The following is an 18,793-nucleotide window of genomic DNA, read 5'->3' as shown; positions in this document are numbered from 1 at the left end:
CGGCTACCAGTCGGCGGCGCCGGCGAAGGAGGTCGGCTTGGGGTCGTAGCCGAGCACGTCGCGGGCGGCGGTGATGTCGAGCGTGCGCTCCACCGCGAGGTGACTCACGGCGTAGCGCGTGAGGCGCGGCGGGTGGGGCCGGCGGGTCAGGAGGAAGGCGCCCTCCACCGCCGTCGCGAGGGGACGGACGGCGCGGGCGGGCAGGAAGATCGGGCGGGCCTTGATGTTCCGTTCGGCGAGGATCTCGCGGAGCGCGTCGCGGAGGGCGACCGGCTCGGCGTCGGTCACGTTGTAGACGCCGGTGCCGGCCGGGCCGCAGGCCGCGAGGAGACAGGCGTCGACGAGGTTGCCGATCGAGGTGAGGCTGACCAGGTTCCCGCCGCGCCCGGTGGCGGGCAGGACCGGGCCGCGCACGGAGGAGAGGACGCGGGGCAGGAGCGTGGTGTCGCCAGGACCGTAGACGGCGTGCGGGCGCAGGATGATCGCCTCGCGGCGGGGGCGGCCGCGCCCCCAGGGAGCCGGGCCATGGCCCCGCATGACGGAGAAAACGGCGCGTTCCGCCGCCATCTTGGACGCGCCGTACGCGTTGAGATACCGGATCTCCGGCGGCGGAGCCGCCTCCCTCCCGCTCCGGGGGGTGTGGGGGGTCGTCCCCCCTCGGACAGCAGAGCGGCCGGCCGGAGGCGCTTCGGCTTCGGTGGCCATGATGGTGGGGCGGTTCGGGTCGTAGACGCTGGCCGTGCTCACGTGGACGAAGCGGGCGCCGGGGAAGGTCCGGAGGGCATTGCGGGTGCCGCCGAGGTTGGTCGCGAAGAATTCGGCGGCCGGCCCCCAGTCGGTGACGGTTCCCGCACAGTGGATCACCGCGTCGACCTCGGGGGCGTCGGGAAGCTCGCCTTTGGTGAGGTCCCACGAACGGTAGGCGGCGCCGCCCAGGTGGCCGGGCGCGACCTCGGGGCGGCGGCCGAAGGCCAGCGTCTCGATGCCTTGGTCCGTCAGCGCCCGGCATACCGCTCCCCCGACGAAGCCGGAGGCCCCCGTCACAGCGACCTTCACGCTTTTCCTCCTCGTGCCAGCTCCCGCAGCAGGTCCCGGTCGAGCTTGCGGCCTCGGCCCGACCGAGGCAAATCGGGCAGGACGAGGATGCGGTCCGGCAGGGCGTCGTGGTCGATCACGTTGGGGAGCCGCCGCCGCAGGCGGTCGGCGATGCCGGGGGCGCCCACCACGGCCAAGATCACCTGTTCGTCGCCGGTCTCGGGGTCGGGCAGGCCGATGATCGCCGCGTCGGTCACTCCGTCGAGGGCGGCGATGGCGGGCTCGTACAGCCCCGGGTAGAGGTTGAACTTGCCGCGGATCAGCATGTCCTTCTTGCGGCCCATGAGTACGAGGCCTCGTTCGTCGAGGCGGGCCAGGTCTCCGGTCGGGAGTTCCTTGAGGGGTTCGTCGCCCAGGTAGCCGCTGCAGAGGTTGGGCCCGGAGAGCAGGAGCTCGCCGTCCTCGGCGATCGAGATTTCCACTCCGGGGAGCGGGGCGCCCAGGAGGTCTCCGTCGGCGCCTGACTCGGTGTGGGCCAGCTTCTCCGCTGCTGACGCGATCGCTACTGGAAGGATTTCTGTCATCGCGTAGACGGATAGGACCTCGGCGGTAGGTGCCGCCGAGACCGCGCGCCGCAATACTCCGGCGGGCGCGGGGGCCGCCCCCAGGAGGACGTATCGTAGGGATTCGGGAAGCTCGGGCGCCTCGTCCAGCACCTCCGCCAGATGGACGGGGACGCAGAACGTGTGCGTGGCGCCTCGTTCATGGAGCTGGCGGGCGAAGTCGGCGGCCGAGCAGAAGAGCGGCGGCATCGACCATCGCGCGCCCGAGATCAGGGTCGGCAGCCCGAGCATGAGCTGGTCGGTGTGGACGATGTCGCCGGGGCCCAGCGGCAGCCGGGCGCGGAAGAGCTCCAGCGCGGCGGCCAGTGATGATTGTGTGTGGACGACGGCACGGGGGTTCGCGGTGGTACCTGAAGTGAAGATCACCGCGGCTGGGGCGTCTGGATCGTCCGGGAGGTCGACGGCGGGTGCGTTCCCTTGGATGAGGGTGGTGAACGAGAGCGCGCTCCGCGGCACGCCTGGGAGGCGGCGGCCTACGTAGAGGTGGCGCATGGGGAGGTCGGCTAGCTTCGGCAGGAGGAGTCCTCGGTGGCGCGCGTACGCACGTACTGGGCGAAGCCTGCTCGCCGCGTACAGCAGAGACTCCGCCGCCGACCAACGCGGACGCGCCAGTCGCAGGCGCGCCTCGAACATCTCCGAGCCCGCGCCCGGGTCGGCGAAGACCACGACGCCGCCCGCCGCGACCACGCCCAGAGCGAGCACGAGCGACTCGGGCGAGGGCCGCACCGAGAACAACATCCCGTCGCCAGGCTCCAGCCCGTTCGCCAGCAGTCCATGACGGACGGCGAGCACCTGGCGGCGCACCTCGCCGTAGGTGAGTTCAGTGCCGTCCCCTGCCACGAGTGCCACGGCCTCGGGTGTGCGCTCCGCCTGGTCCAGCAGTTGCCGTACGAGGGTCACGCCGCCTCCCGGACGACGAAGCGGCGGTACGTCGGGATGAGCACGCCGCGCGCCGCCTCCCGCCGCGTGATCTCCAGCGGCCCGGCGGCCAGCAGCGCACGGACGACTGCGCGTATCTCGGCCATGGCCAGCGGATAGCCCAGGCAGAAGTGCGGCCCGGCACCGAACCACAGTCGCCGCAGTTCGGGCGGATGCGGGCGGTCGAGGTCGAACGGGCCGTACGCGCGGCAGCAGTTGTGCGTGGCGATCAGCACTCGATCGCCTGGGCGAACGGCGACGCCGCCAAGCTGGACGGATCCGTGCACGCTTCGCAACATCACCGGCGTCGGCGTGGTCACGCGCATCGCCTCGTCGATGGCACGGTCGAGCAGCTTCGGCTCGGCGGCGACGCGGGACAGGGAGCCGGAGTCGTGCAGGAGCGCGACCAGGCGCGGCACCAGCGTGGCGACGGTCTCGGTGCCGGTCAGGAAGAACGCCCCGGCGGCTCCGCGCGCCTCGTCCTCCGACAGGCCGAGGGCACGCATCCGGCCCATCACCGTGCTGTCGTCCCCCGCCGCGTACGCCTTGGCGGCGATGTCCCCGAGCGGGTCGAGCACCGCCTTCGCCCGTTCGAGCTGCGCGGGTGAGAAGCGCCGCGTCCGCAACGAGACCATCGAGACGATCTCCTCGCCCTGCTCGAAGAGGCCCCGGTAGTCGTCGTCCGACGTCGCCTCCAGGCCGATGACCTCCCCGATCACCGTGCCCGCCATGACCCGCATGGTGTCGACGAGGTCGACCTCGCCGCCTTCAGCGAGCCGATCGGTCAGACGCGCGAGCGGCCCGGCGAGGATCCGGGCGCACAGGCCGTCGACGTACGACGGCGTGAAGAGGCCGGTGAGGCGGCGCCGCAGCGCCCGGTGGCCCTCGCCCTCCATGTTGAGCAGGACGGACGGCCCGAGGATCGGCGTCCACAGGTCACCCGGCGAGCCCGGCCCGTCCTTGCGGAACGTCTCGCCGTCCATGAGGACGTCGCGGGCGAGGCGCGCGTCGTTCACCACGACTCCCAGCCGCGGCACCCGGACGACGGGGCCGCGCCGCGCCAGCCCGCGCAGCAGCGGGTAGGCGAACGGATGCGCGGTGAGGTAGAGCCTCCGCTCCCAGTTCATCGGATGTCCACCACGTCCGGCTTATACCGGTGGTCGGCGTACCAGCCGAGCGTCCCGACCAGGCCGTACGCGCGCAGCCGCCGCACCGACCCGTACACCGTCATGTCCTTGCGCAGCCCGTAGGCCGTGGTCAGCTCGCGCACCCGGTTGACCAGCGCGCGGTCCTCGTGCACGTCCTCGATCCTCGTGCGCGGGAAGCCCCCGGCCCGCTCGTACAGGTCGGCGCTGATCGCGACGTTGCAGCCGGGCATCATCACGTACGGCCCGAGGTACAGGGGGTCCTGGTTGCCGGGCCGGAACCGGCCGAACCTCGCGGCCAGCCCGACCACGGCGGGCAGCAGCCGCCGCTCCCAGAACTTCAGGGCGAACTCGTCCGTGCGCGGCCGCAGCGGCCCGCTGATCATTTCCAGTCCCTCGTCGAACGCCCGCTTCACCGCCGCGATCCAGTCATGATCCGGCAGGCAGTCGGCGTCGGTGCGGGCGATATGGGTCGCGCCGGCGGCGATGGCGTGCCGGATGCCGGAGTCGGCCGCCGCGCCCGTCCCCTTCTCCGGTTCGTGGACGATCCGCAGGTCGAGTTTGGGGTGTTCGTCGCCGAACGCCCGGACGACCGCCGCCGTGCCGTCCGTGCTGGCGTTGTCGACGACCACGAGGGTGAAGTCGGCGTCGGTCTGCTCGCTGAGGCGCCGCAGCGTGGCGCCGATCGAGCGCTCCTCGTCGTACGCGGGGATGACCACCCAGAGATCCATGGTCACAGCTCCGCGAAGGTCACGCCGAGGCTGACGCCGCCCGCCAGCCCGATGAGCGCCACCCGGTCGCCCGGCCCGCACCGGCCCTCCTCCAGCGCCGTGGCGAGTTGCAACGGCAGCGTCACGGACGCGACGTTTCCATGCTCAGGCAGCGTGACCACCAGCTTCTCCGCCGGGATGCCGAGGACGCTCCGGAGCACCTCCAGATAGGGCAGCGTCACCTGATGAACGGCGATGATGGCGAAGTCGTCCCAGGTCAGGCCGTTCTTCTCCAGCGCGGTCTCGAAGAGCTCCGGCCCGTGGTCGAGGAACGCGTCCTTGAGGCGCCGCCCGTCCCCGCTGAAGTAGGAGAACTCCGGGTCGCGCGGATGCATCGACCCGCCCGCCGGCAGCGTGCCGATGTCCCAGGCCGTGGAGACGGCGGCGAAGTCGCGGTAGAAGATCCCCCCGTCCGGCGCGGCCTCGACGAGCATCGCGGCGCCGCCGTCCGACAGCGTGTAACCGGCGAAGGCGTCCACGAACTGCGCCCGGTCGCGCACGTTCCAGCGGATCGCCCGCGATGGCGTCTCGCCGCCGCAGACCAGCACCCGTTCGTGCTGGCCGGTGCGGATGAGCGCGTCGGCCATCTGCAGCGCGTTGAGGAAGCTGTTGCAGGCGTTCTTCACGTCGAAGACCGGGCACGTCGCGCCGAGCTTGGCCGCGACGATGTGCGCCGTGGCGGGCTCGATGAGGTCCTGCGACGCCGAGCCGAAGATCAGCAGATCGAGGTCGCGCGGCGTCGCGCCCCGGCCGGCGAGCAGCTCGCGCGCGGCCTCGACCGCGAGGTCGGACGCCTGCTGGTCGTCGCGCATGACGTGCCGCGTGCGGATCCCCGTCATCCGCTCGACGATCGTGGGCAGCGGCCGGAACCCGCCGCTCTCGGCCGCGACGCGCGCCTCCACCTCGGCGCTGGTGACCGTGCGTTCCGGCAGGTACGCCGTAACGCCGGCGATACGGGCTCTCATGGGCTGATGTCCCCCGGAGGTAAAGATCGGCATTTCCGTGATGTCGGGATTCAGCCTCACCGACCACGCCCCCCGCCGACGAGGGAGACCCTACGGAACCCGGGGTGAGTACCACCACTCATACCGATTGAGTGATATCTCCCATTCGATCGCCCTTGCCGGGACCAGCACAATCATCGTGTGACCAGCATGAAGATCAACAACGGCAGGGCCGCGGCGCGGCATGAGGCTCGGCTGTTGTGGGCCGGCAACCGGGGGCTCTACGCGCTCCTCCAGGCGGCCCGGCAGACCGGCCCGATCGCGCGCGTGCCACGGCTCGGCTGGGTGGTGACCGACCCCCTGCTGGCCCGCCGTGTGCTGAACGATCACACCTGCTTCGGCATGGCCGGCGAGGGCGGCGTCGGGCACCTCTGGACCCAGCTCTTCGGCCCGGACATGGCGCAGTTCTTCGGCGGCGCCCGGCACGCCGAGATGCGGACCCGCGCCCGCGGCCTCTTCACCGAGGACAGCGCCCGCACGCTGGTCGAACGTTCCCAGGGCGCGCACTACCGGGCGTTGGGCGCGCGGCTCGCCACGGGCGAGACCGTCGACGTCGCCGACGCGACCCGCGTCCTCGCCGGGCGCCTGGTCGCCGACCTGCTCGGGCTGCCGGGCGAGCACCGGACGGACGACTCGTACCGCCGGCTCTTCGCCGCCGGGGAGCGCCTGGCCGGGCTCGCCATGGGCACGACGGCCTCCACCCATCTCGCGTCCGAGATCATCGACGAGGCGCGGACGATCGTCGGCGAGATCACGATCGGTGTCGACGACGCCTACCGCACCGCCGGGCCGGACACGATCCTCGGCCGCTGCCGTGACATGGACCTCGGGCTGCCGCTCACCCGCGGCCTGGCCACCCTCCTGGCCATCGCGGGCACCGAGACCGGCGCGTCCGGCACGTCCCGTACGGTCGCGCTACTGCACGACACCGGCCAGCAGGAACTCCTGCTCGCCGACCCGGCGCTCATGGCGAACGCCGTCCGCGAGGGCCTCCGCGTCGCCACCCCCGCTCCCGTCATCGGACGCCACGTCGCCCGGGACGTCACGGTCGGCGGACGCGACCTCCGCGCGGGCGACCGCGTCCTCCTGCTCACCTACCTGGCCGACAACGGCGCGGGCCCGTTCGACATCCGGCGGGAGTACGTCCCGGAGACCCGGCAGCTGTGGTTCGGCGCGGGCCGCCATCTGTGCCTGGGCGCCGCGGTCGCGCGCACGCAGGTGACCCGGATGCTGGAGACGCTGCTCGGCACGGGCCGCCCCTACCGCGTCGTCTCCCGCCAGGCCGCCCGCCGCGTGCTCGTCCCCACGTACGCGAGCCTCAACGTCACCACCAGCTAGATCCGTCACCACCGGCTAGACCGGCTGCACCCGGCCGCAGCCCCCGTCGAACTCCGGCGCCCTGGACATGTCGTACGGGTCCTCGGGCGCGCCGCTCGGCTGCACGTCCTCCGCCCTCCGGTCGGCCGGGTAGGACGGGTGGATGTAGCCGTCCTTGGAGTCGCATTCGGCCGGTGCCGGGCTGCGTCCGGACTCGTACTGCCAGAACGTGACCTTGGCGCCCTCGCGATAGACGAAGATCTCGTGGGTCCGGCGGACGATCACGCGTATGAGGGTGTCGGGCTTGCCCGGCTTCTGGACGGCGTAGACGAAGTTGTGGTCCGACTTGACCAGCACACCCTTGTTGCCCTGCCGCGTGGCCTTTTCAGCCTTGACGGCGCCGTGCACCTTGATGACGGTGCCGACCTGCTCGGCGGTGCCGGGGGCGAACATGTTCATCCACGCCCGCAGGTTGCCGTCGCCCTTGCGCTTCAGGCTCTTGAGGACGTCGTCACGCTGGTCGGGCTGGAGGGGCTTGGTGAACGGGCCCGTCTCGTTCCCGAAGAGGACGCGCGGATCGAGGTTCGCGGCGACGATCGTCTGCTTGACGAAGCCGTAGGCGAGCCCCAGGTCGTCCGCCGACAGGCCGTTCATCGCCTTGGGGACGGGCATGACGATGCCCGCGTCGCCGTCGGCGTAGCTCGCGGCGGGCGTCCCGGCGAACGGATCGGCCGGGTTCACCGAGGGCCGGTCGCTCGGCAACGGGTCCATGTCGGTGATCGTGATGTTCGGCTCGCCCCCGCCGCCGTCGCCCTTCAGGGTCTGCTCCCAGACCGCGCCGCCGATCACCGCCACGAGCACCGCGCCGATCAGGACGTACGCGGCGATCCTCGTCCGGCCGCTCGCGCGGTAGCCGGCCCCGGACGCGTAGCCGGCTCCCGCCGATCCGCCGTACAGCAGCTTCTCGGTCTTGCGCTCCGCCCGCCGCGCCCGCCGGGCCCGGCGCCGGTCCCGCCGCCGCTCCAGGCGGCCCGGTGCCCGGCCGCGCTCCCGGGCGGAGGGCTCGGTGAAGGAGGCGCCCTTGACGAAGTCCTCGTCGAATACCGGCTGGTCAGGATCGGGAGACATGCCACATAGACGCGCAACCCCCCTGAACGGATCACAGGCCGCCGCCGGAAATCTGGACTTCTTCATGAAACTAGAACACGTTATAGTCATCGGTGAATCACGTTCTAGAAGGAGACCGCATGGGCACCCCGGTGATCGTCGAGGCGGTACGCACTCCGCTCGGCAAACGTAATGGCTGGCTGGCGGGACTCAAGGCGCAGGCCGTCCTCGCGCATGCCATGAGTTCGCTGCTGGACCGGGCCGGCACCGACCCCGCCGAAGTGGAACAGGTTTTCGCCGGGTGCGTCACGCAGGCGGGCGAGCAGGGCGGCCACGTAGGGCGGTACGCGTGGCTGTACGCGGGTCTCCCCTGGCAGACCGGCGTCACCACGATCGACGCCCAGTGCGGCTCCGCCCAGCAGGCCGTCCACCTGGCCGCGTCCCAGATCGCCGCCGGCGCGGTGGACGTCGCGATCGGCTGTGGCGTCGAGGTGATGAGCCGGGCGCCGCTGGGCAGCAACGTCCTGCCGGCCAAGCCCCGGCCGGACGACTGGTCGATCGACATGCCCAACCAGTTCGAGGCCGCCGAGCGGATCGCCCAGCGGCGCGGCCTCACCCGCGACGACCTCGACGCGTTCGGCGCCCGCTCGCAGCAGCTGGCCGCCAAGGCGTGGGCCGACGGCCGGTTCGAGCGCGAGATCGCCCCCATCGACGCGCCCGTGCTGGACGGGGAGGACGCGCCCACCGGCGAGACCCGGACCGTCACCCGCGACCAGGGCCTGCGCGAGACCACCAAGGAGGGCCTCGCCAAGCTCAAGGCCGTGATGGGCGAGAACGGCCTGCACACGGCCGGCACCTCGTCGCAGATCTCCGACGGCGCCGCCGCCGTTCTCGTGATGTCCGAGGAGAAGGCCCGCGAGCTCGGTCTGCGCCCGCGCGCCCGCATCCGTGCCCAGGCCCTCGTCGGCTCCGAGCCGTACTACCACCTGGACGGCCCGATCCAGTCGACCGAACGCGTCCTCGCCCGCGCCGGGATGACGATGGACGACATCGACATCACCGAGATCAACGAGGCGTTCGCGTCCGTCGTGCTCTCCTGGGCGTCCGTCCACACCCCCGACATGGACAAGGTGAACGTCAACGGCGGCGCCATCGCGCTCGGCCACCCGGTCGGCGCCACCGGCGCCCGCCTGATCACCACGGCCCTGCACGAGCTCGAACGCCGCGACGCGAACACCGCGCTGGTCACGATGTGCTGCGGCGGTGCCCTGTCCACGGCGACGATCCTTGAGCGCGCGTGAATTCTCCGGTACCTGAGGATCTCGGCGGGGGGATCTGGAGCGTCCCGGTCCCGATCCCCGGCAATCCGCTCGCGTACACACTGGTCTACGCGCTGGAGAGCCCCCGCGGGCCGGTGCTCGTGGACGCGGGCTGGGAGCACGAGGACGCCTGGACGGCGCTGCGCGACGGGCTCGCCACCTTCGGCATGGACGTGGCGGACGTGTCCGGCGTGGTGGTCACGCACTACCACCCCGACCACGCGGGGCTCGCGGGCCGCGTGCGCGAGACGTCCGGCGCGTGGGTCGCCATGCACCACGCCGACGCCGAGATCATCCGGCTCTTCCGCGGCATGGTCGAGCAGGACGCCGAGCGCGGCTGGGTGCGCGGGACGCTCGCCCGCGCCGGGGCCGAGGAGGAGGATCTCGCCTCCCACTCGGCGCGCGAGCACGTCGACCCGCCCGCCGAGCCGGATCGCGAGCTCGCGGACGGCGAGCTGGTGGACCTTCCCGGCCGCAAGCTCCGGGTGGTGTGGACGCCGGGACATTCGCCCGGCCACATCTGCCTGCATCTGGAGGACGGCGACCGGATCTTCACCGGCGACCACGTCCTGCCGCGGATCACCCCGCACATCGGGCTCTACCCGTACGACCTGCCGGACGTGGATCCGCTGGGCGACTTCCTCGGCTCGCTCGACCGGGTCGCCGGCCTCGCGGCGGGCGAGGTGCTGCCCGCCCACCAGCACCGTTTCCACGGCCTCGCCGAACGCGCGCACGCCATCATCGGGCACCACGAGGAGCGGCTCACCGAGGTCACCAAGCTGCTCTCGCCCGAGCCCGCCACGCTCTGGCGGCTCGCCGCGGGCATGCGCTGGCGCCACGGCTGGGACGCGATGGACCTCACCGCCCGCCAGATGGCCGCGGGCGAGGCGGCCGCGCACCTGCGCGTCCTGGAACGGCGCGGCGTGGCCCGCCGGGACGGCACCGGGGACCCGATCCGCTTCAGCCTCGGCTAGGCCGGATCGCACCGTCCGCAAACCCCCGGGAGCCGACTGCGACGCATGTCACTCTCACGTCTAGACCCTTGATGAGACTGGAGTCTCATGTTAGAACTCGTTCTATAGAAGATCGACCAAGCAAGCGCTCAATTCACGACCTGACCACCGGTTATCCGGCGAGCACGTGGCGCGACGTGCCCGCCCTCCAGAGGGGAGACCAGTGAGCCGAGAGGGAGTGGGCCTGGCGGGCAGGGTGGCGATCGTCACCGGTGCCGGCGCCGGGCTCGGGCGGGCCGAGGCCCTCGCGCTGGCCGCGGCCGGGGCCCGCGTGGTGCTGAACGATCTGCACGCCGACGCCGTCCAGGCCGTCGCGGCGGAGATCGGCGCCGCGGGCGGGGAGGCCACCGCGCATCCCGGCGACATCGCCGACTGGGCCACGGGCGAGGGGCTGCTCAAGACCGCGCTCACCGAGTACGGCTCGCTGGACGTCGTCGTCAACAACGCGGGGTTCACGCGGGACCGGATGCTCTTCAACATGTCCGAGGAGGAATGGGACGCGGTCGTCCGCGTCCACCTCAAGGGGCACTTCGTGACCTCGCAGCACGCCGCCGCGTACTGGCGGAGCAGGTCGAAGGAGACGGGCGGGCCGGTCTACGCCCGCATCATCAACACCGCCTCCGAGGCGTTCCTGCTGGGAGCCCCCGGCCAGCCGAACTACGCCGCGGCCAAGGGCGGCATCGCCGCGCTGACCCTGTCGACCGCGCAGGCCTGCGGGCGGTACGGGGTGCGCGCCAACGCGATCTGCCCGCGCGCCCGGACGGACATGACCGCGAACGTGTTCGGCCCGCCGCCCGAGGACGGGCCCGACCCGCTCTCGGTGGACCACGTGGCGCCGCTGGTCGCCTACCTGGCCTCGCCCGCCGCCGAGCAGGTCACCGGCCAGGTGTTCGTGGCGTACGGCGGCCGGGTCGCGGTCATGGCGCCGCCCTCGGTGGCGCACCAGGTCACGACCGACGGCGTCTGGACGGCCGCCGGGCTGGCCGAGGCGCTCGGCCCGAAGATCTCGACCGGCTCGGCGGGCTTCAGCGCCGCCGCGGCCCTGAAGTTCGACTGACCCCCGTTCCTCGCCACCGCCCCGTCCCACCTCCCTTGGATGGATCCCTCATGGCCGCAGCGTCTGGTTCCCCTGCCCCCGCCCTGCCGACTCCGGTAATCGACATCATCGACCCGAGCATCTATGAGCAGGGAGGCATCCCGCACGAGCAGTTCACCTGGTTGCGGGACAACGACCCGGTCCACTGGCATCGCGACCTGAACGAGGGCGTGCCCGGCTTCTGGGCGGTCACCCGCCACGAGGACGTGGTCACCGTCTCGCGCAACTCCCAGCTGTACTCCAGCCATGTGCGCACCTCGATGTACGAGGAGTTCACCGATGACGAGGTCCTGCTCTACGGGATGATGATGCTGTTCCAGGACCCGCCGGACCACACCCGGAACCGGTCCAAGGTCAACCGCGGCTTCACGCCCCGGATGATCAAGCAGCTCGAGGGCCATATCCGCGACATCTGCAACGAGCTGATCGACGACGTGGTGGACAAGGGCGAGGCCGACTTCGTCGAGGACATCGCCGCGCACCTGCCCGCGTACGTCATCTGCGAGATGCTGGGCGCCTCGGTGGACGACCGGCAGAAGATCTGCGACTGGTCCAACTACATCATCGGGTTCGCCGACCCGGAGCTCGCCGGGGCCAAGGAGAAGGCCAAGGTCTTCGCGGGCGAGCTCATGGACTACGCCGGCAAGCTGGCCGAGGAGCGCCTGGCCGAGCCGCGCGACGACATCGCCACCACGCTGCTCCAGCCGGACGAGAACGGCGAGCGGCTCAGCATCGAGGAGTTCCAGCTCTTCCTGCTGATGCTGATCATCGCGGGCCACGAGACCACCCGGAACGGCTCGGTGGGCGGCATGCTCGCCTTCTTCGAGCACCCCGACCAGTGGGAGCGGCTCAAGGCCGACCGGTCGCTGCTGCGCACCGCGCCCGACGAGATCGTGCGCTGGACGAGCCCCATCAACCAGTTCCGCCGCACCGCCACGGCGGACACCGTGCTGGGCGGCCAGGAGATCAAGAAGGGCGACAAGGTCGTCATCTTCTACGGCTCCGCCAACCGCGACGAGCGCGTGATCGAGGACCCGTTCACGTTCGACATCGGCCGCGACCCGAACCCGCATGTGGGCTTCGGCGGCGGCGGCGCGCACTTCTGCCTGGGCACCCACCTGGCCCGGCTGGAGCTCTCGGTCCTCTTCGAGGCGATCCTCGACCGGATGCCGGACATCGCGCCGGCCGGCGAGCCCCGCCGCCTGCGGTCCAACTTCGTGAACGGCGTCAAGGAGATGCGCGTCCGCTTCACGCCCTCCGCGCCGCACGGCAAGCGCGGCTAGGCATAAGCAACGAGAAGGAGGGAGCGGCAACTCCGCTCCCTCCTGTTTCTCACGATTCAGCTTTCTCGCACTTCAGCGCGGGGTGCTGGCCGGGAACTCCACCCGCATCTCCTTGATGCCGTTGATGAAGTTGGAGCGGAGCCGCCGCGGCTCGGCGGCCAGCCGGATGTCGGGCATCCGGTCCATGATGGCCTCGAAGAGGACGCTCAGCTCCAGGCGGGCCAGGTGGGTGCCCAGGCAGAAGTGCGGGCCTCCCCCGCCGAACCCGATGTGCGGGTTGGGGTCGCGGGCGATGTCGAACGTGAACGGGTCGTCGATCGCCCGCTCGTCACGGTTGGCCGACGGGTAGAAGACGACGACCTTGTCCCCCTGCTTGAGCTGCTTGCCGCCCAGTTCGGTGTCCGCCGTGACGGTGCGCCGGAACAGGTTGAGCGGGCTCGACCAGCGCACGATCTCGTCCGGCGCGGTCCGGAGCAGCGACCGGTCGGCCTTGAGCCGCTCCCACTGGCCGGGGTGCTGGAAGAACGTGAGCATGCCGCCCGACGACGCGTTGCGGGTCGTCTCGGTCCCGGCGACGAGCAGGATCAGCACGAAGAGCGCGAACTCCTCGTCGCTGAGGGCGTAGCCGGACGAATCCGGCTGCAGCAGCTTGGACGCGATGTCGTCGCACGGGTCGGCCCGGCGCCGCGCCGCCAGTTCACCCGCGTACGCGAAGATCTCGGCGGCCGTCTGCCTGCCGACATCGCGTGACCCCGCGAGCTCGGGATCGTCGAAGGCGATCATCTTGTCGGCCCAGTGGTAGACCTGCTCGCGGTCCTCGACCGGCGCGCCGAGCAGCTCGCAGATCACGTACGCGGGCAGCGGCGCGGCGATGTCCTCGACGAAGTCGGCCTCGCCCTTGGCCGCCACGGCGTCGATCAGCTGGTGGCTGATGTCGCGGACGTGCCCCTCCAGCTGCTTGATCATCCGAGGGGTGAAGCCGCGGTTGACCATGCTGCGCCGCTGGGTGTGGTCGGGCGGATCCATGTAGAGGATCATCATCCGGTAGAGCGCGAGATCCTCGGGCTCCGTCTCGGTGAACATCGCGCCCCGTGCGGCCGACGAGAACAGGTCCGCACGCCGCGACACCTCCACCACGTCCGCGTGCCGGGTGACCGCCCAGAACCCGGGCACGGTCTCGCTCGGATCGGCGTGCCAGTGCACCGGATCGTTGTCCCGCAGCCACGCGAACTGATCGTGCGGGATGCCCCCGCGCTCGTAGAGATCGGGGTCGATGATGTCGATGTGCGGGCGGGACGGGCCGGACCGGCCGTACTGGGGCGCCATGCGAGGTCCTCTCGGACCGGCGGGGCGCCCGGTGCCGGCCCGGGCACCCGACCGATCGCTTGCTCGGCTCTCTGCCTAGAACGGGTTCTAGCATGAGACCCCAGTCTCATCAAGAGTCGAACATCACCACCTGCCGCAGCGCCGTGCCGTTCTTGAGCGCCGCGACGGCGTCGTTGAGGTCCTCGAACGCGATCCGGTCGGAGATGACGCCGGCCAGATCGAGGCGGTCACGCCGCCACAGGTCCGTCCAGCGGCGGGTGTCGCGCTCGATGTCGGCCGTCCCGTACATCGAGCTGAGCACGTTCTTGCCGAGGAAGAGCAGCGAGAACATGTCGACCGACCACTGGTCGTCGACCGCCCCGGCGCCCACCAGCACCACGTCGCCGCCGCGCCGGGTCGCGTCCCAGGCCGCGGTCAGCGTCGCCGAGCGGCCGACCGCCTCGAAGGCGTAGTCGAAACCGCGGCCCGCGGTGAGCTCGGCCTGGAGCGCGGCGAGCCCGTCGGGCGTCGTCGCGTGCGTCGCGCCGAAGCGCAGGGCCGTCTCGTGCTTGGCCTCCAGCGGGTCGACCGCGACGATGGTGGCGGCTCCGGCGATCCTCGCGCCCTGGACGACCGCCAGCCCGACGCCGCCCGCGCCGATCACCACGACGCTGGAGCCGGGCTCGACCTTCGCGGTGTTGAGCGCCGCCCCTACCCCGGTGGTGATGCCGCAGCTCATCATGGCGGCGAGGTCGAACGGCACGTCCGGGTCGACCTTGATGGCGGCGCTCTCGGGCACCACCGTCTCCTCGGCCCACGCCCCGCAGCCCGCCATCCGGAACACGTCGGTCTCGCCGTACTTGAACGGCGCCTTGCCGAAGGCGTCGCCGATGCCCGACATGCACAGGTAGGGCTGGCCGCCCAGGCAGTCGGGGCAGTGCCGGCAGGCCGGCACGAAGCTGATCAGGACGTGGTCGCCCGGTGCGACCGTGGTCACGCCCGCGCCCACCTCGACGACCTCGCCGGCCGCCTCGTGCCCGAGCACGGCGGGCACGGACGTCGGCAGGATGCCCGCGATCGCCGACACGTCGGAATGGCAGACGCCCGCGGCCCGGATCCGGATGCGGACCTCGCCGGCGTCCGGCCCGGCGAGCACCAGGTCGTCGCGGAGGTCGAGCTTGGCGTCGCCGCCAGGGGTGTGCAGTACCGCACCTCGCATCAGAGTGTCTCGCTCTCTCGAATCAGACCCGCTGTGATCGGACGCGCCCGCGATCGCACCCCGCCCAGGTGCGCTACCCAAGCGCTTGCTTGGCGAATGAATGTAACACGTTCCAGCAGGCGCCCTCTAGATTCGGGACCAACGAATCCAGCTCGGCGAATAAGTGAATTAGGCCACGCCCGTGCCGCGGCCATAAAAATCTAGAACGGGTTATATTTTGGGAGGTCGGCCACCGGACGCCACCGGCGCCGGGCGGCCCGGCCGCGCCCGGCGGGCAAGGGCGGCCCTGCCCCACATTCAAACCGTCCGGTAACATCAATGGGCTGAATCTCAACTTCAGTAACGGCACGCACGAGATGCAGGTTGGCCCCGGAGGTCACACCAGGCACCGGTCCCGAAGAGGTGGTTCGTGAGCAGGTCCGAGGACGACGCACACCGTGATCGCTTGCGGATCGCCCTGCTCTCCTACCGGAGCAAGCCGCACTGCGGCGGCCAGGGAGTCTACCTGCGGCATCTCAGCCGTGAACTGGTCGACCTCGGGCACACGGTCGAGGTGCTCTCCGGCCAGCCCTATCCCGAGCTCGACCGCGACGAGATCGAGCTCACCAAGATCCCGAGCCTGGACCTCTACCGCGACGAGGACCCCTTCCGGACCCCCGCGCTGCGCGAGTTCCGCGACTGGATCGACGTGCTGGAGTTCGCCCACATGAAGACCGGCGGCTTCCCCGAGCCGCTGACGTTCTCCATCCGGGTGCTCCGCGAGCTGCGGCGCCGCCGCCGCGACTTCGACATCGTCCACGACAACCAGGTGCTGGGCCTCGGTAACCTGGGCATCGCCCGCCTCGACCTGCCGCTGGTGACCAGCATCCACCACCCCATCAGCGTCGACCGGCGGATCGAACTGGAGGCCGCCGAGGGCATCAAGCAGCGCCTCGGCAAGCGCCGCTGGTACGGCTTCGTGGGCATGCAGTCCCAGGTCGCGCGGCGGATCGGCCCGGTGCTCACGGTCTCCTCGTCGTCCAAGGTCGACATCGTCAAGGACTTCAAGGTCGACCCCCGCGACATCGAGATCCTGCCGCTGGGCGTCGACACCCAGATCTTCCATCCGCGCGGCCCCCACACCGGCCGGGTGCCCGGCCGGATCGTGGCGATGGCCAGCGCCGACGCCCCGATCAAGGGCGTCGACGTGCTGCTGCGCGCCGTCGCGAAGGTCGCCACCGAACGCGACGTCCACGTGATCGTGGTGAGCCGTCCCCAGAAGGACGGGCCCACCGCGCGCCTCATCCGCGAGCTGGCCCTCGGCGAGCGGGTGCGGTTCGTCAGCGGCATCAGCGACGACGAGCTGGGCGAGCTGATGGCCTCCGCCGAGATCGCCGTCGTGCCGTCCCGCTACGAGGGCTTCTCGCTGCCGGCCGTCGAGCACATGGCCTCCGGCTCGCCGCTGGTCGCCAGCCGCGCGGGTGCGCTGCCCGAGGTGGTCGGCGAGGCCGCGGTGCTCGTCGAGCCCGGCGACGTCGAAGAGCTGGCCGCCACGCTGCGCCGCCTGCACGACTCCCCCGAGGAGCGGGCACGGCTCGGGGCCGCGGGCCTGGCCAGGGTGCAGGAACGGTACGCCTGGCCAGCCGTGGCACAGGCCACGGTGAAGCACTACCGTGCCGCGATCGCCCAGCAGCAGTACGTGCGGCGCGCCGCAAGCAAGCACTGAGGAGCGTCCGGTGCGACGTCTCCCGTAAGGAAGGAGCACGACCCTGCTGACCGTGGATTTCCAGCGGTTCCGCGTCACCCCCGGTGAGCGTGTCCTCGACATGGGGTGCGGTGCCGGACGGCATGCCTTCGAGCTGTACCGGCGGGGTGCGAACGTCGTGGCCTTCGACCTGGACGCCGACGAGCTGGCCGGCGTGGAGAAGATGTTCGGGGCCATGCGCCTGGAGGGCGAGGTCCCCGAGGCCGCGGCCGCCGAGACGGTCCAGGGCGACGCGCTCGCGCTGCCGTTCCCCGACGACCACTTCGACAAGATCGTCGCGTCCGAGGTGCTCGAGCACATCCCCGACGACATGAAGGCCATGACCGAGCTGCTGCGGGTGCTGAGGCCCGGCGGGCGGCTGGCCGTGACCGTGCCGTCCTGGCTGCCCGAGCGGGTCTGCTGGGCGCTGTCGGAGGACTACCACACCGCCCCCGGCGGCCACGTGCGCATCTACACCCGCGCCGAGCTGGAGGCCAAGCTCAAGTTCACCGGCTTCCGGGTGAACGGCCACCACCACGCGCACGGGCTGCACGCGCCCTACTGGTGGATCAAGTGCGCGGTCGGCGTCGACAACGACGACCATCCGCTCGCCAAGGCCTACCACCAGGTGCTCGTGTGGGACATCATGAAGCGCCCGCTGGCCACCCGGCTGGCCGAGCGCGTGATGAACCCGCTCATCGGCAAGAGCGTGGTCGTCTACTTCACCAAGCCCGCCACCCGCGGCGAGCCGGCCGGCGAGCGGGAGACGGCCGATGCGGTCTGACGGCCCGGTCCATGCCCGGCCGCCCGCCGTCCCCGGTGTGGTGACCTCCGACGACGTCCTGGCCACGGCGCGCAGCATCGTGGCGCAGCAGGAGGACTCGGGGGCCATCCCGTGGTTCGCGCCTGTCGAGGGCGTGCCCGGCCACGTCGACGCCTGGAACCACGTCGAGGCCGCCATGGCGCTCACGATCGCGGGGCTCAACGCCCCGGCCCGCCGCGCCTACGAGTGGCTGCGCTCCGTCCAGCGGCCCGACGGCTCGTGGCCCGCCAAATGGATCCTCGGCGAGGTGACCGAGCCCGGCGGCGAGTCCAACCACGCCGCGTACATCGCGGTGGGCGTCTGGCACGAGCTGCTGATGACCGGCGACGAGGCGTTCGCCCGCGCGATGTGGCCTGCCGTCCGGCGCGCGGTCGACTACGTCCTCACCCTCCAGACCCGCCGCGGCGAGATCCTCTGGATCCGGCACGAGACCGGGAAGGACGCCGACCACGCGCTCCTCACGGGCTGCTCGTCCATCTACCAGGCGCTGCGCTGCGCCGTCGCGCTTGCCGAGCACCTGGGCGAGCCGCAGCCCGACTGGGAGCTCGCCGCCGACCAGCTCGGCCATGTCGTGGCCGCCCATCCGGAGGCGTTCGCCGACAAGAGCCGCTGGTCGATGGACTGGTACTACCCGGTCCTCGCCGGGCCCGTCCGGGGCGAGGCCGCCGCCCGCCGGCTGGCCGGCGGCTGGGACACGTTCGTGGTGGAGGGCCTCGGCTGCCGCTGCGTCAGCGACCAGCCGTGGGTGACCGCCGCCGAGAGCTGCGAGCTGGTGATGGCCCTGGACGCCGCCGGCGACCGTGACCGCGCGCTGGAGCTCTTCCGCACGATCCAGCACCTGCGCCACGACGACGGCTCGTACTGGACGGGCTGGCAGTTCGAGAACCAGCGGCACTTCCCGGGCGACCGCTCCACCTACACCGCCGCGGCCGTCATCCTGGCCGCCGACGCGCTGGAGGGCGCCTCCCCCGGCGCGAACCTCTTCAAGGAGATCGCGGGGCGCCCGCTCGGGCCGTCCGAGGCCGCCGACCCGGACGCCTGCGGCTGCGCGCTGGTCTCGATCGCCAACCCCGTCCGCACCCGCCTCTGACGC

At 71.6% G+C, this 18,793-nt stretch carries 16 protein-coding genes; 8 read left to right on the top strand and 8 right to left on the bottom strand.

Annotation, left to right across the window (positions count from 1 at the left end; genetic code table 11):
- Positions 1 to 3: 3 nt before the first annotated feature.
- The 5 genes from ACGFNU_RS07965 to ACGFNU_RS07945 are packed head-to-tail and all read right to left on the bottom strand — an operon-like array spanning position 4 to position 5,456.
- Complete coding sequence (locus ACGFNU_RS07965) at positions 4 to 1,056, bottom strand: NAD-dependent epimerase/dehydratase family protein (RefSeq protein ID WP_392591296.1); 1,053 nt, start codon at positions 1,054 to 1,056, stop codon at positions 4 to 6.
- A complete protein-coding gene (locus tag ACGFNU_RS07960; RefSeq protein WP_392591294.1) occupies positions 1,053 to 2,558 on the bottom strand; it encodes a class I adenylate-forming enzyme family protein in 1,506 nt (501 codons plus the stop codon). The genes ACGFNU_RS07965 and ACGFNU_RS07960 overlap by 4 nt, the downstream gene beginning before the upstream one ends.
- Positions 2,555 to 3,703: a cytochrome P450 gene (locus tag ACGFNU_RS07955; protein WP_392591292.1), complete on the bottom strand. Its 1,149-nt coding sequence runs from the start codon at positions 3,701 to 3,703 to the stop codon at positions 2,555 to 2,557. The genes ACGFNU_RS07960 and ACGFNU_RS07955 overlap by 4 nt, the downstream gene beginning before the upstream one ends.
- On the bottom strand, positions 3,700 to 4,452 hold the full coding sequence (locus ACGFNU_RS07950; protein WP_392591291.1) for a glycosyltransferase family 2 protein: 753 nt from the start codon (positions 4,450 to 4,452) through the stop codon (positions 3,700 to 3,702). The genes ACGFNU_RS07955 and ACGFNU_RS07950 overlap by 4 nt, the downstream gene beginning before the upstream one ends.
- Positions 4,453 to 4,454: 2 nt before the next feature.
- Positions 4,455 to 5,456, bottom strand: a complete 1,002-nt coding sequence (locus ACGFNU_RS07945) for a 3-oxoacyl-ACP synthase III family protein (protein WP_392591289.1) — start codon at positions 5,454 to 5,456, stop codon at positions 4,455 to 4,457.
- A 189-nt stretch (positions 5,457 to 5,645) separates the two neighbouring features.
- Here ACGFNU_RS07945 and ACGFNU_RS07940 point away from each other — a divergent pair, with 189 nt between their 5' ends.
- On the top strand, positions 5,646 to 6,833 hold the full coding sequence (locus ACGFNU_RS07940) for a cytochrome P450 (RefSeq protein ID WP_392593441.1): 1,188 nt from the start codon (positions 5,646 to 5,648) through the stop codon (positions 6,831 to 6,833).
- 15 nt (positions 6,834 to 6,848) lie between these two features.
- Here ACGFNU_RS07940 and ACGFNU_RS07935 read toward each other — a convergent pair whose 3' ends face one another.
- The gene (locus tag ACGFNU_RS07935; RefSeq protein WP_392591288.1) at positions 6,849 to 7,940 is read right to left on the bottom strand and encodes a hypothetical protein; all 1,092 of its coding nucleotides are present in this window, start codon (positions 7,938 to 7,940) and stop codon (positions 6,849 to 6,851) included.
- A gap of 119 nt (positions 7,941 to 8,059) precedes the next feature.
- On the opposite strand from ACGFNU_RS07935, the gene ACGFNU_RS07930 reads away from it, so the two are divergent.
- The 4 genes from ACGFNU_RS07930 to ACGFNU_RS07915 all read left to right on the top strand — a co-directional run bounded on the left by ACGFNU_RS07930 (position 8,060) and on the right by ACGFNU_RS07915 (position 12,630).
- Positions 8,060 to 9,220: a steroid 3-ketoacyl-CoA thiolase gene (locus ACGFNU_RS07930; protein ID WP_392591287.1), complete on the top strand. Its 1,161-nt coding sequence runs from the start codon at positions 8,060 to 8,062 to the stop codon at positions 9,218 to 9,220.
- Positions 9,217 to 10,212 (top strand): MBL fold metallo-hydrolase, encoded by a 996-nt coding sequence (locus tag ACGFNU_RS07925; protein ID WP_392591285.1) that lies wholly within the window; start codon positions 9,217 to 9,219, stop codon positions 10,210 to 10,212. Before ACGFNU_RS07930 ends, ACGFNU_RS07925 begins: the two co-directional genes overlap by 4 nt.
- Positions 10,213 to 10,414: 202 nt before the next feature.
- Complete coding sequence (locus tag ACGFNU_RS07920; protein WP_392591283.1) at positions 10,415 to 11,308, top strand: SDR family NAD(P)-dependent oxidoreductase; 894 nt, start codon at positions 10,415 to 10,417, stop codon at positions 11,306 to 11,308.
- A gap of 50 nt (positions 11,309 to 11,358) precedes the next feature.
- Entirely contained in the window at positions 11,359 to 12,630 is a 1,272-nt protein-coding gene (locus tag ACGFNU_RS07915) for a cytochrome P450 (protein WP_392591281.1), read from the top strand.
- Between the two features lie 72 nt (positions 12,631 to 12,702).
- On the opposite strand, the gene ACGFNU_RS07910 is transcribed toward ACGFNU_RS07915, so the two are convergent.
- Together ACGFNU_RS07910 and ACGFNU_RS07905 are read right to left on the bottom strand one after the other, a co-directional pair.
- Complete coding sequence (locus tag ACGFNU_RS07910; protein WP_392591279.1) at positions 12,703 to 13,956, bottom strand: cytochrome P450; 1,254 nt, start codon at positions 13,954 to 13,956, stop codon at positions 12,703 to 12,705.
- Between the two features lie 109 nt (positions 13,957 to 14,065).
- Positions 14,066 to 15,154 carry an alcohol dehydrogenase catalytic domain-containing protein gene (locus ACGFNU_RS07905; RefSeq protein ID WP_392591278.1) on the bottom strand — a complete coding sequence of 363 codons (1,089 nt, stop codon included), beginning with the start codon at positions 15,152 to 15,154 and terminating at the stop codon, positions 14,066 to 14,068.
- Between the two features lie 409 nt (positions 15,155 to 15,563).
- Here ACGFNU_RS07905 and ACGFNU_RS07900 point away from each other — a divergent pair, with 409 nt between their 5' ends.
- Genes ACGFNU_RS07900 through ACGFNU_RS07890 form a run of 3 tightly spaced genes read left to right on the top strand, consistent with a single transcriptional unit; the run spans position 15,564 to position 18,790 of the window.
- Positions 15,564 to 16,859, top strand: coding sequence for a glycosyltransferase family 4 protein (locus ACGFNU_RS07900; protein WP_392591276.1), 1,296 nt, complete (start codon positions 15,564 to 15,566; stop codon positions 16,857 to 16,859).
- A 43-nt stretch (positions 16,860 to 16,902) separates the two neighbouring features.
- Positions 16,903 to 17,661 carry a class I SAM-dependent methyltransferase gene (locus tag ACGFNU_RS07895; RefSeq protein WP_392593439.1) on the top strand — a complete coding sequence of 253 codons (759 nt, stop codon included), beginning with the start codon at positions 16,903 to 16,905 and terminating at the stop codon, positions 17,659 to 17,661.
- Positions 17,651 to 18,790 carry a prenyltransferase gene (locus ACGFNU_RS07890; protein WP_392591274.1) on the top strand — a complete coding sequence of 380 codons (1,140 nt, stop codon included), beginning with the start codon at positions 17,651 to 17,653 and terminating at the stop codon, positions 18,788 to 18,790. Before ACGFNU_RS07895 ends, ACGFNU_RS07890 begins: the two co-directional genes overlap by 11 nt.
- Positions 18,791 to 18,793 lie beyond the last annotated feature (3 nt).

Origin of the sequence: Spirillospora sp. NPDC048911 (genome assembly GCF_043198015.1) — a bacterium.
GTDB lineage: Bacteria > Actinomycetota > Actinomycetes > Streptosporangiales > Streptosporangiaceae > Spirillospora.
Note: the sequence above shows the minus strand (reverse complement) of the source record. Positions and strands in the feature narration are given on the sequence as shown.